Source organism: Mycobacterium sp. (assembly GCF_002863225.1).
Lineage (GTDB): Bacteria > Actinomycetota > Actinomycetes > Mycobacteriales > Mycobacteriaceae > Mycobacterium.
In genome coordinates this window covers 70,050-87,864 of record NZ_PKEK01000065.1, presented here as the reverse complement: position 1 = coordinate 87,864, position 17,815 = coordinate 70,050, and the positions used below count along the sequence as shown (strand labels likewise).

Below are 17,815 nucleotides of genomic sequence, written 5' to 3'. Positions count from 1 at the left end.
GTGTCGCTGATTTTGTTGCCCGCCGTCGACGTGGTCGAGGGGCGGGCTGTTCGCCTGGTGCAGGGCAAGGCCGGTAGCGAGACCGAGTACGGCTCGGCGCTCGATGCCGCGTTGGGCTGGCAGCGCGACGGTGCCGAATGGGTGCACCTGGTGGATCTGGACGCGGCGTTCGGTCGCGGCTCCAATCGCGAACTGCTCGCCGAGGTCGTGGGGAAACTGGACGTCAAGGTCGAATTGTCCGGCGGCATCCGCGACGACGACTCGTTGTCCGCCGCGTTGGCGACCGGGTGTGCGCGGGTCAATGTCGGGACCGCCGCTCTGGAGCACCCGCAGTGGTGCGCCAAAGCGATCGCGGAGCACGGCGACAAGGTCGCGGTCGGTCTGGACGTGCAGATCCTCGACGGCGACCACCGGCTCCGCGGCCGCGGCTGGGAGACCGACGGCGGCGACTTCTGGGAAGTGCTGGATCGCCTTGACGGCGAGGGATGTTCGCGCTTTGTCGTCACCGATGTCACCAAGGACGGCACCTTGACCGGGCCGAACCTCGACTTGCTGCGAGCCGTCGCCGACCGCACCGACATTCCCGTGATCGCCTCCGGCGGGGTGTCGAGCCTCGACGATTTACGTGCCATCGCGACCCTGACCGACAGCGGGGTCGAGGGCGCCATCGTCGGCAAGGCGCTCTACGCCGGCCGCTTCACTTTGCCGCAGGCGCTTGCGGCGGTAGCAGGCTAGGGCTGCAATGGATCTCGATGCGCTGGTGGCCGAGGCGTCGGCGATCCTCGACGCCTCCGCCAGGCCGTTCGTGGCCGGGCACCGGGCTGACTCGGCGGTCAGCAAGCGCGGGGACGATTTCGCCACCAAAGTCGATCTGGCGATCGAGCGGGAGGTGGTCGCCGCGCTGACCTCGGCGACCGGAATTCCGGTGCACGGTGAGGAGTTCGGTGGCGCGGACCTCGACTCGGAATGGGTCTGGGTGCTCGATCCCGTGGACGGCACGTTCAACTACGCGGCAGGATCGCCGATGGCCGCGATTCTGCTGGGCCTGCTTCACGACGGTGAGCCGGTGGCGGGGCTGACCTGGCTGCCGTTCATGAACGAGCGCTACGCCGCGGTGGCCGGCGGCCCGTTGATGAAAAACGGTGTGCCGCAACCGACCCTGAAGCAGACCGATCTCACCGCCTCGATCATCGGCGTCGGCACATTCAGCGCCGACTCGCGCGGCCGGTTTCCCGGCCGGTACCGGGTGGCGGTCCTCGAGGAACTGAGCCGGGTGTCGTCGCGGATGCGTATGCACGGTGCCACCGGCATCGATCTGGCCTACGTCGCAGACGGAATCCTCGGCGGTTCGATCAGTTTCGGCGACCACGTGTGGGATCACGCGGCCGGTGTGGCTCTGGTGCGCGCCGCGGGAGGTGTGGTCACGAACCTCGCCGGGGAGCAGTGGACACCAGATTCGCGTTCGGCGCTGGCCGCCGCTCCCGGTGTCCACGATCAGCTGCTCGAGATGTTGCGCCGCGTAGGACGTCCCGATGAGTACTGAATCTCGGTCCGGCACAAGCCTTGCGGTGCGGGTCATTCCGTGTCTGGACGTCGACGACGGCCGGGTGGTCAAAGGTGTCAACTTCGAGAATCTGCGAGACGCCGGCGATCCCGTGGAACTGGCGGCCGCGTACGACGCCGAAGGTGCCGATGAGCTGACCTTCCTCGATGTCACCGCCTCGTCGTCGGGTCGTACCACCATGCTCGAAGTGGTGCGCCACACCGCCGAGCAGGTCTTCATCCCGCTCACCGTTGGCGGGGGTGTACGCACGGTTGCCGATGTCGACGTCTTGCTGCGCGCCGGCGCGGACAAGGTCTCGATCAACACCGCGGCCATCGCGCGACCGGACTTGTTGGCCGAGATGGCCAACCAGTTCGGTTCGCAGTGCATTGTGCTGTCGGTCGACGCCCGTACCGTGCCGGCCGGATCGGAGCCCACTCCGTCGGGCTGGGAAGTGACCACCCACGGCGGACGGCGTGGCACCGGCATCGACGCCGTCGAGTGGGCGGCCCGGGGCGCCGACCTGGGGGTGGGGGAGATCCTGCTCAATTCGATGGACGCCGACGGCACCCGGGCCGGGTTCGACCTGGCCATGCTGCGGGCCGTGCGCGCCGCGGTGACCGTGCCGGTGATCGCCAGTGGCGGCGCCGGAGCGGTGGCGCATTTCGCACCCGCCGTCGAGGCCGGGGCCGATGCGGTGTTGGCCGCCAGCGTATTTCACTTCCGGCAGCTGACCATCGGTCAGGTCAAGGAAGCCATGGCCGCAGAAGGGATCACGGTGCGATGACCCTCGATCCGGAAATCGCAGCGCGCCTCAAGCGCAATGCAGACGGACTGTTCACCGCGATCGTCCAAGAGCGCAGTAGCGGCGACGTCCTGATGGTGGCGTGGATGGACGACGCCGCTCTGGCCCGCACCCTGGAGACCCGAGAAGCCACCTACTTCTCGCGGTCCCGCGGTGAGCAGTGGGTCAAAGGAGCCACCTCCGGCCACACCCAGCGGGTGCATTCGGTCCGGCTGGACTGCGACGGCGACGCGGTTCTGCTCTCCGTCGACCAGGTCGGTGCGGCGTGTCACACCGGCGACCACAGTTGCTTCGACGCCGACGTGCTGCTCAGTGCCGACGACTGACCCGACCGGTCGTCACGTGCACAGATGAACCCCTAAAGCATGCCGCGGAGCCGGTTTTCGGTCCGTGGCCGCACTCGAGACCCTGAAAACTTCTCATATGATTCTGAGAAGAGTTGAGCCTTGCCTTATTCAATTCCTAGGGTACTGTCAGGATTGCAAGTCTCGGTGAAAGAACTCGCCGGCTCGCTTTCAACAATCCGCGTCGTGGGGGCGCGGAGAACATGCCCTGGGGGGCCTTCTCGGGAATCCGCGCCGCTGAGCGCATCGATTCTTCGCGCCCTAGGGCACTCTGGGGAGGAATGTCATGTTCAGTTCGAAATCTATTGGGCGGCTGGGGATTCTAGCAGCCGGCCTTGGCATTGGCGCGGCTGTCGCCGCTACCGGAACCGCCGCTGCTGACGTCAGTGAATCGGTGATACCGGACGCTGCAGCGGCCCTCGATGCGTCGTCGCTGGCGGCGCTGCTACCGGCCGCAACCACTCCGTTCGGCCAAGACCTGGCGATCTCGTTCAACGGGATGAGCCTGTTCGACAACGGCAGCGCAACGGCAACCACCAACGCCGGCAGCTTCGGCCTGGCGATTGCCTACGGTGACGAGGCCAGGGCGCTCAACGGCGGGACCATGTTCGACTCTGCCTTCGCCAACGGCACGAACAGCACCGCGTTCATCGGCGGCGGCATGTTCAACAGCACCGTCGCCGACGGCGCCAACAGCGTGACCAACGTTAACGGTATAGGCAACATCGTCTCGGCCTCAGGTTTCGAGAGCAACGCCAGCGCTGTACTCGGTGACTACAACAGTGTCTTCGTCAACGGCGCCAGCAGCACCGGAAGCGTCCTGGGTGGCGACGGCAACATTTTCAGCGTCATCGGCGCCGGGAACCTCGCCGACACCGGTGGCAGCAGCAACATCTTCTCCATCGTCGGCAACGACAACGTTCAGGCGTTTGCCCAGGGCATGAACAACTTCATCGGGTTGTTCGGAGACGCCAACGACGCCACTGTCAGCGGCACCGGCAACATCGCGGCAATCTTCGGTGACGGCAGCACTGCCTTCGCAGGTCTCGGCGACAACAACCTGGCCGCCGTCTTCGGCGACCTGCTCTCCGCCAGCGCGATCGGCGGAAACGCCACCGACATCGAGCCGTCGTTCATGACTGACATGGCGACCATGTTCGGCGCGTCGGTTGCGGATGCGTCGTGGCTGACCGACTTCCTCGACGGTTCGTGGTTGACCTCGCTGTTCTGATCTGATCGCAGGCTCGACATGCACCGGCTGTGTCCCACGGGGCACAGCCGGTGCTCTTTGTCAGGGCTGGCCACGCAGCCCGATCGAGGCCATCGAACATTCCGGGGTTTGCTGATCACCTCCTGGCGCCGGTCTCAGGGACAAAAACAAGCAATTTCTCCCGCGGCCTCCACCTCGGTGAACGGCATATACGGTCGACCGGAACCCCGATGACGGGTACAACAGTCGATCAGACGAACATTGCGCGGATGTGCCGATGAAACGGCGACCGTTTTGCTAACTTTCAGACGCGGCATCGGCTGCCGACCCGTTGAACGCACACGACAGACCTAAGGCGCAGTGGCAGGAATATCCGGCGCGTCCCAGCGCATCCTCCGCATAGCTGCGGTTCCCTGCGGGGCGTTCCTGGTGTTCGCCATCTGGTTGCTCGGCGGATGGGGTGGAGCAACCGCGATGAGTGCCCTGCACTTCGCGGGGGGACTCGGATTTCCGACGTTCGCAGCCGTCGGCTCGGCACTTGCCGTGCGTCGCAGCCACGGACGGCAGCGCCTCGGATGGCTCGTCATGACCCTCGGCCTGGTCGCCCTGGAGATGGGCGCGTTCGCGGCGGTGTATCACCGATTCTGGCTTCACAGCGTCGCGCCGCTGTATCCGCCGGCGGCGATGGTCGCCTTCCTTTTGTTCCCCTTGGTGGCATGCGTGGCATTGCTGCTGTTCCCGGGGCGCTATCCGCGGGCGGCCCGCGTACGAATTTTGCTGGACGGCACGATCATGGCCGCGTCGCTATTCGTGGTCGCCTGGGTGGCACTGCTCCGCAACGTCTACAGCACAACGCGGGTAGACAGCCTGCGCGAGGTTCTTTCGCTTGGGTGTCCGATCGCGGGTGTGCTGACTCTGACAGTGGCCGTACTGGTGCTTGCCCGCGCGAATGCCGAGTGGCGACCGACTATGACCGTGCTGACCATCGGCATGACCGCGATCGCGGCCTCCGGTGGCGCCTACGTGTTCCTGCTCGTGCGGCACATCTATCTCTTCGACAGCTTTCTGGGTTTGGGCTGGCCGGCGGGACTGGTAGCGGTCGGCATTGCAGCGCTCAGCAGTCCGTCTGACCCACCCGAGCACGTGGTCGAGCCGACGGGATCGTCGGTCTCGTTGTGGCTGCCCTACATTCCGATCGCGATCGCCGGCGGCCTGGAGATTGCGCGGTTCCGCGCGACCCTGGGCTCGGATCCAGCGCTGGCCGCGGTGCCCTGGCTGATCGTCGCGGTGCTGGCCCGCCAGTTCCTGGTCGTCACCGAAAACCGGCGTCTGCTGAACAGTGCGTCGGACCGGGCGCTTCGCGACCCGCTGACCAGCCTCGCCAACCGGGTGCTGTTCCGCGACCGGCTCGACCACGCGATCCAGCTCTACCATCGTGACCGGCGATCGGTGGCGGTGCTGTCGATGGATCTCGACGACTTCAAACTGATCAACGACAACCTGGGTCATGCCGCGGGGGATGCGCTGCTGGTGCAGGCCGCAAAGCGGTTGACAAGTTGCGTCCGAACCGGGGACACAGTGGCTCGGCTCGGCGGCGACGAGTTCGCGGTGCTGATCGAAGATGCCGGCGAGAACGCGCATCTGATCGTCTACCAGATCATGGAGGCATTCGAGCGGCCGTTCACTGCCGACGGGGAGGTCATCTGCATGCGGCCCAGCGCGGGGCTGGCGGTCGCGGGTCTCGACGACCCGGAGCTGCGCGCCGCCGCGCTGCTCAAACAGGCTGACATGGCGATGTATTCGGCCAAACGACTCGGAGGCGGTCTGCAGACGTTCTGCCCCGATCTGCAGCCATCCGACGACCACGCCGGGTCGTTGCCCCCTTCCGATCCTCAGCCTTCACGCGGAGGACTGGTCGAGGTAAGGCTGCTCAGCGATCTGCGTCAGGCGATCAGCCAGCGTGCATTGACCGTGCTCTACCAGCCGAAGGTGGACCTGCGGACGGAGCGGGTGGTGGGCGCCGAGGCGTTGGTGCGCTGGCCGCACCCGGTTTTCGGACTGGTCCAGCCGCAACAGTTTCTACCTTTGGTGCGCCAGCACGGACTGATGCGAACGTTCACCGATGTCATCTTGGACCAAGCGCTGGGCTATGCTGCGCAATGGCGACGGCAGGGGATGGCCGTGCCGGTTGCGGTGAACCTCTTTCCACCTCTGGTCGGCGACATCAATCTGCCGACCCGCGTTTTTGACGCGCTGGACCGACACGGCCTACCCGGAGACGCGTTGATCGTGGAAATCACCGAGGACATGCTGCTGGACAACATAGAGCGGACCCAGCAGGTCTTGGAAGCCCTGCGGGAGAAAAGAATTTGTGTCGCGCTCGACGACTTCGGCAGCGGGTACTCCGCGTTGACCTACCTGCGCAAGCTGCCGATCGACGAGGTCAAGGTCGACTACGACTTGATCGGGAACGTCTTGACGGATCCCCGCGCCGACGCGATCGTGCGGGCCGTCATCGACCTGGCGCATTCCCTGAATGTGACAACGGTCGCCGAGGGCGTCGAGTGCACCGAGACCGCGGGATGGCTCCGTGAGCGGGGATGCGAAGTGGCGCAGGGGATTCTGTACAGCCCGCCGATCACGGCCTCGGCGATGAAAGACGTGTTGGTTACGCCCGCCCGCCCCACGGTGGTCGTCGCCGCTGACTGCGAGGGCTAGCTTCGCGGGCGCAGTGTCCGTCACGGTTATCGCCCAATTCGACGTTAGCGTGGTGGCCACTCGGGCATTTTCGCGCCAACGTCATTCTCGATGAACGTCGCCGCCGACTGCGAGGGCTAGCTGCGTGCGCGCAGCGTCTGCAGGGCCTTGTCCGCGTGCGAGTCCATGCTCAATTCGCTCGAGATGACGTCCAGCACCGTGCGATCGGTGTCGATGACGAAGGTGGTCCGCTTGACCGGCAGGAACTTGCCCAAAAGCCCACGCTTGACCCCGAATTGGTCAGCTATCGCGCCGTCGGTGTCAGACAGTAGCGGGTAGTCGAACTGCTGGGCATCGGCGAACTTCGCTTGCTTGTCCACCGGGTCCACGCTGATCCCGACCCGATTCGCGCCCACCGAGGCGAACTCCTGGGCCAGATCGCGGAAGTGACACGCTTCCTTGGTGCACCCCGGGGTCATCGCGGCCGGGTAGAAGAACAGCACAACCGGCCCGTCGGCCAGCAGAGCGCTGAGTGCACGTGGCGTTCCGGTCTGGTCGGGAAGTTCGAAGTCAGCCACGGTGTCACCGGTTTTCATGGCCGCCACGCTACGCCAGTGCCGGGCGGACACCGTTCGCGTGTCTGGGAAGATGACTGCGTGCATGCCAACCTCGCCGCCGCCACCACATCGCGGGAACGTTTCCGTGTGCTGGCGGCCGAGCATCGGGTGGTGCCGGTAACCCGCAAGGTGCTGGCCGACGCCGAGACCCCGCTGTCGGCCTACCGCAAACTGGCCGACAACCGGCCCGGCACTTTTCTGCTGGAGTCGGCGGAGAACGGTCGGTCATGGTCGCGGTGGTCGTTCATCGGCGCCGGGGCGCCGTCCGCGCTGACCGTGCGCGACGGGCACGCGGTGTGGTTGGGCGCGGTGCCGCATGATGCGCCGACCGGCGGCGATCCGCTGCAGGCGCTGCACCAGACCTTGGAGTTGCTGGCCACGGCGGCGCTGCCGGGGCTGCCGCCGCTGTCCGGGGGCATGGTCGGATTCTTCGCCTATGACCTCGTACGACGGTTGGAGCGGCTGCCCGAGCTCGCAGTCGACGACCTGCAGCTGCCCGACATGTTGTTACTGCTGGCCACCGATGTGGCCGCGGTCGATCACCACGAGGGCACCATCACGTTGATCGCCAACGCGGTCAACTGGAACGGCACCGACGAGCGGGTCGACGAGGCCTACGACGACGCGATCGCGCGGCTGGACGTGATGACCGCGGCCCTCGAACAGCCCCTGCCGTCGACCGTCGCGACGTTCACCCGGCCCGAGCCCGAGCACCGCGCACAGCGCACAGTGGCGGAGTACGGCGCGATCGTCGAACGTCTGGTCGGCGAGATCGAACGTGGTGAAGCCTTTCAGGTGGTGCCGTCGCAACGCTTCGAGATGGACACCCATGTCGAGGCGATCGACGTCTACCGGATGCTCCGGGTGTCCAACCCAAGCCCGTACATGTATCTGATGCACGTGCCCAATGGCGAAGGGGGAACGGCTTTTTCGATTGCCGGATCCAGCCCCGAAGCACTGGTGACGGTGCAGGACCGCTGGGCCAAGACGCATCCGATCGCCGGCACGAGGTGGCGCGGGGAGACCGAGGAGGAAGACCAGCTACTGGAAAAGGAGCTGCTGGCCGACGAGAAGGAACGCGCCGAGCACCTGATGCTCGTCGACCTCGGCCGTAACGACCTGGGCCGGGTGTGCGTGCCCGGCAGCGTCCGTGTCGAGGACTACAGCCACATCGAGCGGTACAGCCATGTGATGCATCTGGTCTCCACGGTCACCGGGATGCTTGCCGACGGCCGCACCGCTCTGGACGCCGTGACGGCCTGTTTTCCGGCCGGCACTTTGTCGGGTGCCCCGAAAGTGCGCGCTATGGAACTCATCGAAGAAGTCGAGAAAACCCGCCGGGGGTTGTACGGCGGCGTGCTGGGCTACCTCGATTTCGCCGGCAACGCCGACTTCGCCATCGCCATCCGCACCGCGCTGATGCGCGACGGCACCGCCTACGTGCAAGCGGGTGGCGGGGTGGTGGCCGACTCCAACGGGCCTTACGAATACACCGAGGCCACCAACAAGGCTCGCGCGGTGCTCAGCGCGATCGCCGCCGCGGAAACCCTGCGGCCCCCGGAGGCCGACCGGGATGGCTGACCGCCCGCCCGCTCGACGGGCGATCAGGATCGCGCAGGTCCTGCTGGTGGTCTCGGCGGCCGGGCTCTGGGCAGCCTCCCGGTTGACCTGGGTCGAGCTGCGCACCTCTGACGGCCTGGGTCTGCCGAAGGTTGTCACGCTGTCCGGCGCTGGATGGTCGTCGGCCTTGCTGCCATTGGCAGTGTTGCTGCTGGCGACCGCCTTGGCGACGCTGGCGGTGCGGAGCTGGGCGATGCGGGTGCTGGCGGTGCTGCTGGCGCTGAGCGCCCTGGCGACGGCGTATCTGGCGATCAGCACGTTGGAGATGCCCGATGTGGCGGCCAGGGGTGCCGAGCTCGCCCGCGTGCCCGTGCTGGTGCTGATCGGCAGCAAGCGCTACTACCCCGGACCGGTGATCACCCTGGTGGCTGCCATCGGCACGCTGATCGCGGCCGCATTGTTGATGCGTGCGGCTGCCTCGGCTGGACGAACCGTCACGAAATATCTGGCCCCGGCTGCCCGCCGGTCCGCGGCACGGTCCGACCAGGCCGCGCCGTCGGAGCGGACGATGTGGGACGAGCTCGACGAGGGCCGCGATCCGACCGACCCCACAACCGACCCGGCACCCGGGCCAGACACCGAGGGTCGGTGATGAACGCCACCCCGGCGCTCGGTAATCTTCAACGGACGCCGTCCATAGTCTCGCGGCGGCCGGGGAAGGAACCGACAGCATGAGTTCGGCAAGCGTGCTCGACTCCATTGTTGAAGGAGTCCGCGCCGATGTTGCCGCTCGTGAAGCGGTCGTGAGCATGTCCGAGATCAAGGCCGCAGCCGAAGCTGTTCCGCCTCCGCGTGACGTGCTTGCGGCACTGCGCGAACCCGGCATCGGCGTGATCGCGGAGGTCAAGCGAGCCAGCCCGTCGGCGGGAGAGCTCGCGTCGATCGCGGACCCGGCAGCGCTGGCTTGCGCCTACGAAGACGGCGGCGCCAGGATCATCAGCGTCCTGACCGAGGAGCGCCGTTTCCACGGCAGCCTGGCCGACCTGGACACCGTGCGGGCAGCAGTGTCAATCCCGGTGTTGCGCAAAGACTTCGTGGTGGGGCCGTACCAGATTCACGAGGCCCGGGCGCACGGCGCCGACATGCTGCTGCTGATCGTGGCCGCACTCGACCAACCGGCGCTCGAATCGATGCTGGAGCGCACCGAATCGCTGGGGATGACGGCACTTGTCGAGGTGCACACCGAGCAGGAGGCCGACCGGGCGTTGAAAGCCGGTGCCCGGGTCATCGGGGTGAACGCCCGCGACCTGCGCACCCTCCGTGTCGACCGGGATTGCTTCGCCCGCATCGCGCCGGGGCTGCCGTCGTACATCATCCGGATCGCCGAGTCGGGCGTGCGCGGCCGGGCCGACCTGCTGGCCTACGCCGGTGCCGGCGCGGACGCAGTACTCGTCGGCGAGGGCCTGGTCACCAGTGGGGACCCTCGCGCGGCCGTCGCCGACCTGGTCACCGCCGGTAAACACCCGTCTTGCCCCAAGCCGGCCCGCTAGCCCGGCGCGCTTGAATCCCATGCGCCGCTTACCCGTTGAGCAACGGTAATGGCTGACATCCCCACGCAAGCGGGAGGTGCCCCCATTCGCCCGCTGGAGCTACCGCGTTCCAGCGCCGCAATCACTGAACCCACCCACCACGACCCAGACACCCGTGGGCATTTCGGGGTGTACGGCGGCAGATTCGTCGCCGAGGCGCTGATGGCCGTGATCGAAGAAGTCACCGCCGCCTACGAGAAAGTACGTAACGACCAGGCCTACCTCGACGAACTCGATCGCCTGCAAACGCATTACACCGGCCGGCCCTCGCCGTTGTACGAAGCCACCCGGCTCAGCGAGCACGCCGGTGGCGCGCGCATCTTCCTCAAGCGAGAAGACCTGAATCACACCGGGTCTCACAAGATCAACAATGTGCTGGGCCAGGCGCTGCTGGCTCGTCAGATGGGCAAGTCGCGCGTGATCGCCGAGACCGGTGCCGGCCAGCACGGCGTCGCGACGGCAACTGCCTGCGCGTTGCTCGGCCTGGACTGTGTCATCTACATGGGTGCCGTCGACACCGCGCGGCAGGCGCTCAACGTCGCCCGAATGCGGCTGCTGGGAGCCGAGGTCGTGTCGGTGGAGTCGGGCTCGAAAACGCTCAAGGACGCCATCAACGACGCCTTTCGCGACTGGGTGACCAACGCTGACAACACCTACTACTGCTTCGGCACGGCCGCCGGGCCGCACCCTTTTCCGACGATGGTCCGCGATTTCCAGCGGGTGATCGGACTCGAAACGCGCGTGCAGATTCAGGATCAGGCAGGAAGATTGCCCGATGCCGTCACCGCCTGTGTGGGCGGCGGATCTAACGCCATCGGCATCTTCCACGCCTTCCTCGACGACCCCGGCGTCCGCCTGGTGGGTTATGAGGCGGCCGGCGACGGAGTCGAAACGGGCCGGCACGCGGCCACCTTCACCGGCGGTTCGCCCGGCGCGTTTCAAGGATCGTTCTCTTTCCTGTTGCAGGACGAGGACGGTCAGACCATCGAATCGCACTCGATCTCGGCCGGCCTGGACTACCCGGGAGTCGGCCCGGAACACGCCTACCTCAAAGACATCGGACGAGCCGAGTATCGCCCGATCACCGACACCGAGGCGATGGACGCGTTCAAGTTACTGTGCCGGACCGAGGGCATCATTCCGGCGATCGAGTCGGCGCATGCGATCGCCGGCGCCCTCAAGCTGGGCGTCGAAATGGGTTCCCACGCAATCATCGTGGTCAATCTGTCCGGGCGCGGAGACAAAGACGTCGAGACCGCCGCGAAGTGGTTCGGCCTACTGGACGAAGGAACCGGAGCATCCGGTCCGGACAAATCATGACGGTCGAGCAGAGTGAAAGGAGCCGGCTGCAGGCAGTTTTCAGCGCATGCCGCAGTGAAAACCGGGCGGCGCTGATCGGTTATCTGCCGACCGGTTATCCCGATGTGGCGGCGTCCGTCGAGGCGATGAAGGCGCTGACCGAATCCGGTTGCGACCTCATCGAAGTCGGCGTGCCGTATTCGGATCCAGGCATGGACGGCCCGGTGATCGCCAACGCCGCCGAGGTCGCGTTGCGCGGGGGTGTGCGGGTGCGTGACACCTTGGCCGCCGTCGAGGCGATCAGCGCGGCCGGGGGTCGCGCGGTGGTGATGACGTACTGGAACCCAGTGCTGCGCTACGGGATTCACGCGTTCGCCCGCGATCTGGCCGCCGCCGGCGGCTACGGGCTGATCACCCCGGACCTCATTCCCGACGAGGCCGAGGAATGGCTTGCAGCCTCCGCGCAGCACCAACTCGACCGTATTTTTCTGGTGGCGCCGTCGTCGACGCCGCAGCGTCTGGCGGACACCGTCGCGGCGTCGAGCGGTTTCGTCTACGCCGCGTCGACGATGGGTGTGACCGGCGCCCGGGACGCGGTGTCCAACGCCGCACCGGAACTGGTGAGCAGGGTCAAAGAGGTCTCCGATATCGCCGTCGGTGTCGGCTTGGGCGTGCGTTCACGCGAACAAGCCGCCGAGATAGCCGGTTACGCCGACGGCGTCATCGTCGGCTCGGCGCTGGTGTCCGCACTCGCCGACGGTCTGCCCGCTATGCGCGCTCTCACCGAAGAGCTTGCTGCCGGTGTGCGCCAAGGGGTTTCGCCTTCGTGACAACCACCGTCCTGGCGTATTTCCCCAGCCCACCTCAGGGAGTGTGGCATCTGGGGCCGATCCCGTTGCGGGCGTACGCCTTGTTCATCATCATCGGCATCGTTGCCGCGCTGATCATCGGCGACCGGCGCTGGGAAGCCCGCGGTGGTGAGCGCGGCGTGATCTACGACATCGCGTTGTGGGCCGTTCCGTTCGGATTGATCGGGGGCCGGCTCTATCACCTGGCTACCGACTGGCGGACGTATTTCGGTGAGGGTGGCGCCGGACCTGCTGCGGCGCTGCGTATCTGGGACGGCGGCTTGGGTATCTGGGGAGCCGTTGCGCTGGGCGGGGTCGGGGCATGGATCGCCTGTCGCCGGCGCGGCATCCCGCTACCGGCCTTCGGCGACGCGATCGCGCCGGGACTGGTTCTCGCGCAGGCGATCGGTCGTCTGGGCAACTACTTCAATCAGGAGTTGTTCGGTCGCGAGACCACCATGCCGTGGGGACTCGAGATCTTCTACCGCCGCGACCCGGCCGGATTCGTCGACGTGCATTCGCTCGACGGGGTGTCGACCGGCCAGCTGGCGATGGTCGTCCAGCCCACGTTCTTGTACGAATTGATCTGGAACCTATTACTTTTCGTAGTTCTGATCATTCTCGACCGTCGATTCACGCTCGGGCATGGCCGGTTGTTCGCCACGTACGTCGCGGGCTACTGCATCGGCCGGTTCTGGGTCGAGCTGCTGCGCGACGACACCGCCACCCACATCGCCGGCATCCGGATCAACTCCTTCACGTCGACCTTCGTCCTCATCGGCGCGGTCGTCTATCTGATTCTCGCGCGCAAGGGCCGCGAGGACCCGGCGACGCTGAGCGGCTCGGCGGCCGAACTGCTGGAGCCGGATTCGGTGGACGCAGCCGCCGACGCGGCGCCTGCAGAGCTCCCGGCGGCAGTACCGGTCGCCGTCGCCGTGGGGACCGCGGCCGAGGATGCCGAAACGCCGCCGGCCGTCGCGGCTGAAGCGGTCGCCGCCGAGGCGGACGCGGCCGAGGTCGACCCGCCGGAGGTCGAGGTCGAGGCGGCGGCCCCGGACACGGCCGTCGCAGCAGTAGGCGTCGAGGACCCCGAGGAGCGGACCGACACGTCCGCCGAGCCTGCCGCTGAGGAACCCGAAGCCGACGCCGACGAGCCTGCCGCTGAGGGACCCGAGGCCGACGCCGACGAGCCCACCGAGGTCGGCGATCAGACCGACGTCGGCGATAAGACTGCGGACGAAAAATAATGTCCAGCCCGGCTGCACCTGGCGCCGACCGGCCGCCGAACGCACGCTGGTATCGACCCGCCGGGCTGGGACTCGGTGTGGTGCTTGCTGGTGCGCTCACTTACATCGGTCTGGTCGATCCGCACCGGCCGGGTTCGGTTTTCCCGGTGTGTCCGTTCCGGCTGCTGACCGGGTGGAACTGCCCCGGCTGCGGGACGCTGCGGATGATTCACGACGTGTTGCACGGAAATGTGGTCGCGGCGATCAACGACAACGTGATGCTGCTCGTCGGGATCCCGCTGCTGGCCGGCTGGGTTCTGCTGCGCCGGCGTAGCGGCAGGTGGCCGCTGACACTCCCGACGGCCGCGGCGGTCCTGGTCACACTGGTGGCGTGGACGGTGGTCCGCAACCTGCCCGGATTCCCGTTGGTTCCCACGATGCTCACCCGTTAGTACGCCGCGCGAAGCGGCACCGACGCGAGATGATCAGCTGACGCGACTATGCTCAATTGTCGTGGCAAGGCGCGGAAAGATCGTCTGTACGCTCGGTCCGGCCACCAGCTCCGATGAATCGGTAAGGGCGCTGGTCGAAGCCGGAATGGATGTCGCCAGACTGAACTTCAGCCACGGCGACTACGGCGACCACAAGGCGTCCTACGACCGGGTGCGAGCCGCCTCGGACGCCACCGGCCGGGCGGTCGGTGTGCTGGCGGACCTGCAGGGTCCCAAGATCCGACTCGGCCGCTTCGCCGACGGGCCGACGTATTGGGCCGAGGGCGAGATCGTGCGCATCACCGTCGCGGACTGCGCGGGCAACCACGACCGGGTGTCGACCACCTACAAAGAGTTGTCGCAGGACGCCCTGCCCGGCGACCGGGTTCTGGTCGACGACGGCAACGTCGGTTTGATCGTCGAGCACATCGACGGCGACGACGTGGTGTGCCGAGTCACCGAGGGCGGCGCAGTCAGCAACAACAAGGGCATGTCCCTGCCCGGGATGAGTGTGTCGGCGCCGGCGTTGTCGGAAAAAGACATCGACGATCTCGAGTTCGCCATGCACCTCGGCGTCGACATGGTGGCGCTGTCGTTCGTGCGATCCCCGTCGGACGTCGAGCTGGTCCACGAGGTGATGGACCGCGTCGGCCGTCGCGTTCCGGTCATCGCCAAGCTGGAGAAGCCGGAAGCCATCGACAACCTCGAAGCCGTCGTGCTGGCCTTCGACGCGGTGATGGTCGCCCGTGGCGACCTCGGGGTCGAGCTTCCCTTGGAAGAGGTGCCGCTGGTTCAGAAGCGGGCCATCCAAATGGCAAGGGAGAACGCCAAACCCGTCATCGTGGCAACCCAGATGCTCGAATCGATGATCGAGCATTCACGCCCGACCCGGGCCGAGGCATCCGATGTCGCCAACGCCGTTCTCGACGGCGCCGACGCGGTGATGCTGTCCGGTGAGACTTCGGTCGGCAAGTATCCGTTGGCCGCGGTCCAGACGATGGCCCGCATCATCTGCGCGGTCGAGGAGAACTCGACGGCCGCGCCGCCCCTGACGCACGTGCCGCGGACGAAACGCGGGGTGATCAGTTACGCCGCCCGTGACATCGGGGAGCGTCTCGACGCCAAGGCACTGGTCGCGTTCACCCAGTCCGGCGACACGGTCCGGCGGCTGGCGCGCCTGCACACACCCCTGCCGCTGCTGGCCTTCACCCCGCTGCCCGAGGTGCGCAGCCAGCTGGCGATGACGTGGGGCACCGAGACGTTCATCGTCCCGATCATGCAGACCACCGACGGAATGATCCGTCAGGTCGACAAGTCGCTGCTCTCCCTCGGCCGCTACAAGCGCGGCGACATGGTGGTGATCGTGGCGGGCGCACCCCCGGGAACCGTCGGCTCGACCAACCTGATTCACGTGCACCGCATCGGCGAAGAGGACGTCTGACGGGCCATTAGGCTGGCCCGGTGTCTGACTTCGACGAGCTGATGGCGGTCCTGGACCTGCAGGAAAAGAGCGACGACGTATTCGTTGGCGCCCACCCCAGCAAGAACCCGCCACGGACTTTCGGCGGGCTGATGATGGCCCAGTCGTTCGTCGCCGCGAGCCGCACCCGCATTCGCGATCTGCCGCCCAACGCCCTGTCGGCACATTTCATCAACGGCGGCGAAACCGACAAGGACATGGAGTTCCAGGTGGTCCGGCTGCGCGACGAACGACGGTTCGCCAACCGCCGGGTCGACGTCACCCAAAACGGAATTCTGTTGGCGACGCTGTTCATCTCCTACCTCGCCGGTGGCAGCGGCCTCGAGCACGGCGTCGAGCCGCCCGACGTGACCGACCCCGAGGATGTGCCTCCACTCAAGGAGCGGTTACTGGGCTACGAGGAGCGGGTGCCGCTCTTTGTCAACGCGCTCCAACCCATCGAGTGGCGTTACACCAACGACCCGTCCTGGGTGATGCGCGAACATGGCAATCAGCTTGATTACAACCGGGTTTGGGTCAAGGCCGACGGCGTGCTGCCCGACGATCCGGTGCTGCACACCGCCACCATGCTGTATTCCTCCGACACCACAGTGCTGGATTCGATCATCACGACGCACGGGCTGTCCTGGGGATATGACCGTATCTTCGCCGCGACGGTGAATCATTCGGTCTGGTTTCACCGTCAGGTGGACTTCAACGACTGGGTTTTGTATTCGACATCCTCACCGGTTGCGGCTGATTCCCGGGGACTGGGCACCGGCCACTTCTTCGACCGCTCCAGGCAGCCGGTGGCCAGCGTCGTGCAGGAGGGCTTGGTGAAATACTTCCCGGGCGCCAAGTGAAAAGCTCTGAGGCAGAGAGACTTCAGGGCCCTGATGCGGGAGTCAGTGTCACGCTCAGCCGGTCCTGCACGCTGTGCCGAAACTGGTCGGCGCACCGCTGCTGCGCGACTTGGTTTTCGCCGGCCTTCTGCACGCAGTCGATGTAGTCGCCACCCCGGACGTCTTTCCACACGGTCGTCCAGATCGCGATGAATGCCAGACCCACGACGATCGCCAACGCGCCCAACACGATACCGGCGACCGCGACACCCCCGTTGTCGGCGGTACCCCGCTTGACCCGGCCGCGGCCGACGATGCCGATGACCACCGCGATGGCTCCGAGCAAGATCGGGGCGAACACCGTCGCGACACTCAAGAGCCCGATGACGGCCAGTATCAGCGCGGCGATACCGAGGCCGTTCTTCGGCGCAACCGGTTGCGGGGCAGCGTAACCGGGCGGGGGATAGCCGGGCTGGTACGGATACGGCGGACCGATGGGCGCCGCCCCTACTGGGTTCTCCCGCCTAACCGGCTGGTCCGGCGATCCGGTCATGGTTCGCTCTCTGATCGGGCGACGTGGACGACTGGTGGCCACAGTACGCGGCAGCCATTAGTGCAATGTGCTTTTCGGGCCGAGCGCACAACCCGATTCACCGTCGTCGGGGATCACCCGCCGGTCACACCGGGTTTGCCGAACCTGCCGCCTGGACCTTCTCGATGCGCCTCGATGCGTTGCGGATGCCGAACGCCGACACGATCTCGAACACCCCGATGACGATCAGCCAGATTGCCACGACCAGTACCAGGATCTCGATGGTCTCCAGCGGCGAACCGAGCATCACGACGCCGGCCAGCAGACTCACCAGGCCCAGGAAGATCTGCCAGCCGCGGCCGGGCAGGTGCGGGTCGCTGATGGCGGCGATCGATGTCGCCAAGCCGCGGAAGATGAAACCGATGCCGATCCAGATCGCAAGCAGCAGAATCGCATAGCCCTGGCCGAAGTGCCGGAAACACAGCACAGCCAATACCAGCGAAGCCGCGCCGCTGATGAATGACAGCACCCGTCCACCCGCTGAGACGTGTAGCGCAAACGCGAAGAAGACTTGCGCGGCACCGGTGACCAGAAGGTAGATGCCGAACAGCGCAGCAGCAATGACGATCGAGTGCTCGGGCAGAACATAGACCAGGATGCCCAGTGTCAGTGACAGGATGCCGGACAGCAGGGTCGACTTCCACAGGTGCGGCAACAACTTTGGAGCTGCGATGGTTTCCATGCCCGAATATT

The 17,815-nt window shown here is 66.4% G+C and carries 18 protein-coding genes; 15 read left to right on the top strand and 3 right to left on the bottom strand.

Annotated elements, in window-relative coordinates:
* The 6 genes from priA (at position 1) to CYU59_RS20605 (ending at position 6,620) form a co-directional block, all read left to right on the top strand.
* A complete protein-coding gene (gene priA / locus CYU59_RS20630; RefSeq protein ID WP_293002134.1) occupies positions 1 to 735 on the top strand; it encodes a bifunctional 1-(5-phosphoribosyl)-5-((5-phosphoribosylamino)methylideneamino)imidazole-4-carboxamide isomerase/phosphoribosylanthranilate isomerase PriA in 735 nt (244 codons plus the stop codon).
* Positions 736 to 742: 7 nt separating this feature from the next.
* Positions 743 to 1,543, top strand: coding sequence for an inositol monophosphatase family protein (locus CYU59_RS20625; RefSeq protein WP_293002132.1), 801 nt, complete (start codon positions 743 to 745; stop codon positions 1,541 to 1,543).
* Complete coding sequence (hisF, locus tag CYU59_RS20620) at positions 1,533 to 2,330, top strand: imidazole glycerol phosphate synthase subunit HisF (protein ID WP_293002130.1); 798 nt, start codon at positions 1,533 to 1,535, stop codon at positions 2,328 to 2,330. The genes CYU59_RS20625 and hisF overlap by 11 nt, the downstream gene beginning before the upstream one ends.
* A complete protein-coding gene (gene hisI / locus CYU59_RS20615; RefSeq protein WP_293002128.1) occupies positions 2,327 to 2,674 on the top strand; it encodes a phosphoribosyl-AMP cyclohydrolase in 348 nt (115 codons plus the stop codon). The genes hisF and hisI overlap by 4 nt, the downstream gene beginning before the upstream one ends.
* 304 nt (positions 2,675 to 2,978) lie before the next feature.
* The gene (locus tag CYU59_RS20610; protein ID WP_293002126.1) at positions 2,979 to 3,923 is read left to right on the top strand and encodes a hypothetical protein; all 945 of its coding nucleotides are present in this window, start codon (positions 2,979 to 2,981) and stop codon (positions 3,921 to 3,923) included.
* A 339-nt stretch (positions 3,924 to 4,262) separates the two neighbouring features.
* The gene (locus tag CYU59_RS20605; RefSeq protein ID WP_293002124.1) at positions 4,263 to 6,620 is read left to right on the top strand and encodes a bifunctional diguanylate cyclase/phosphodiesterase; all 2,358 of its coding nucleotides are present in this window, start codon (positions 4,263 to 4,265) and stop codon (positions 6,618 to 6,620) included.
* A 116-nt stretch (positions 6,621 to 6,736) separates the two neighbouring features.
* Here CYU59_RS20605 and CYU59_RS20600 read toward each other — a convergent pair whose 3' ends face one another.
* Positions 6,737 to 7,195 (bottom strand): peroxiredoxin, encoded by a 459-nt coding sequence (locus CYU59_RS20600; RefSeq protein WP_293002122.1) that lies wholly within the window; start codon positions 7,193 to 7,195, stop codon positions 6,737 to 6,739.
* 60 nt (positions 7,196 to 7,255) lie between these two features.
* Between CYU59_RS20600 and CYU59_RS20595 the strand changes: the two genes are divergently transcribed.
* From CYU59_RS20595 to CYU59_RS20555, 9 genes are all read left to right on the top strand, one after another.
* The gene (locus CYU59_RS20595; RefSeq protein WP_293002120.1) at positions 7,256 to 8,797 is read left to right on the top strand and encodes an anthranilate synthase component I; all 1,542 of its coding nucleotides are present in this window, start codon (positions 7,256 to 7,258) and stop codon (positions 8,795 to 8,797) included.
* Complete coding sequence (locus CYU59_RS20590; RefSeq protein WP_293002118.1) at positions 8,790 to 9,428, top strand: TIGR02234 family membrane protein; 639 nt, start codon at positions 8,790 to 8,792, stop codon at positions 9,426 to 9,428. Before CYU59_RS20595 ends, CYU59_RS20590 begins: the two co-directional genes overlap by 8 nt.
* Positions 9,429 to 9,507: 79 nt before the next feature.
* Positions 9,508 to 10,326 carry an indole-3-glycerol phosphate synthase TrpC gene (gene trpC / locus CYU59_RS20585; protein WP_293002116.1) on the top strand — a complete coding sequence of 273 codons (819 nt, stop codon included), beginning with the start codon at positions 9,508 to 9,510 and terminating at the stop codon, positions 10,324 to 10,326.
* Between the two features lie 48 nt (positions 10,327 to 10,374).
* The gene (gene trpB / locus CYU59_RS20580; RefSeq protein ID WP_293002114.1) at positions 10,375 to 11,685 is read left to right on the top strand and encodes a tryptophan synthase subunit beta; all 1,311 of its coding nucleotides are present in this window, start codon (positions 10,375 to 10,377) and stop codon (positions 11,683 to 11,685) included.
* Positions 11,679 to 12,494, top strand: coding sequence for a tryptophan synthase subunit alpha (gene trpA, locus CYU59_RS20575; protein WP_293002175.1), 816 nt, complete (start codon positions 11,679 to 11,681; stop codon positions 12,492 to 12,494). Before trpB ends, trpA begins: the two co-directional genes overlap by 7 nt.
* The gene (locus tag CYU59_RS20570) at positions 12,491 to 13,759 is read left to right on the top strand and encodes a prolipoprotein diacylglyceryl transferase (RefSeq protein ID WP_293002112.1); all 1,269 of its coding nucleotides are present in this window, start codon (positions 12,491 to 12,493) and stop codon (positions 13,757 to 13,759) included. The genes trpA and CYU59_RS20570 overlap by 4 nt, the downstream gene beginning before the upstream one ends.
* 77 nt (positions 13,760 to 13,836) lie before the next feature.
* Positions 13,837 to 14,190, top strand: coding sequence for a DUF2752 domain-containing protein (locus CYU59_RS20565; RefSeq protein WP_293002173.1), 354 nt, complete (start codon positions 13,837 to 13,839; stop codon positions 14,188 to 14,190).
* A 61-nt stretch (positions 14,191 to 14,251) separates the two neighbouring features.
* Positions 14,252 to 15,670 (top strand): pyruvate kinase, encoded by a 1,419-nt coding sequence (gene pyk, locus CYU59_RS20560; protein ID WP_293002110.1) that lies wholly within the window; start codon positions 14,252 to 14,254, stop codon positions 15,668 to 15,670.
* Positions 15,671 to 15,711: 41 nt separating this feature from the next.
* On the top strand, positions 15,712 to 16,551 hold the full coding sequence (locus tag CYU59_RS20555; protein ID WP_293002170.1) for an acyl-CoA thioesterase II: 840 nt from the start codon (positions 15,712 to 15,714) through the stop codon (positions 16,549 to 16,551).
* 22 nt (positions 16,552 to 16,573) lie between these two features.
* Here the strand turns inward: CYU59_RS20555 and CYU59_RS20550 are convergent, their stop codons facing one another.
* Entirely contained in the window at positions 16,574 to 17,083 is a 510-nt protein-coding gene (locus CYU59_RS20550; protein WP_293002108.1) for a DUF4190 domain-containing protein, read from the bottom strand.
* A gap of 124 nt (positions 17,084 to 17,207) precedes the next feature.
* Positions 17,208 to 17,780, bottom strand: coding sequence for an HdeD family acid-resistance protein (locus tag CYU59_RS20545; RefSeq protein ID WP_293002168.1), 573 nt, complete (start codon positions 17,778 to 17,780; stop codon positions 17,208 to 17,210).
* Positions 17,781 to 17,815: the final 35 nt, after the last annotated feature.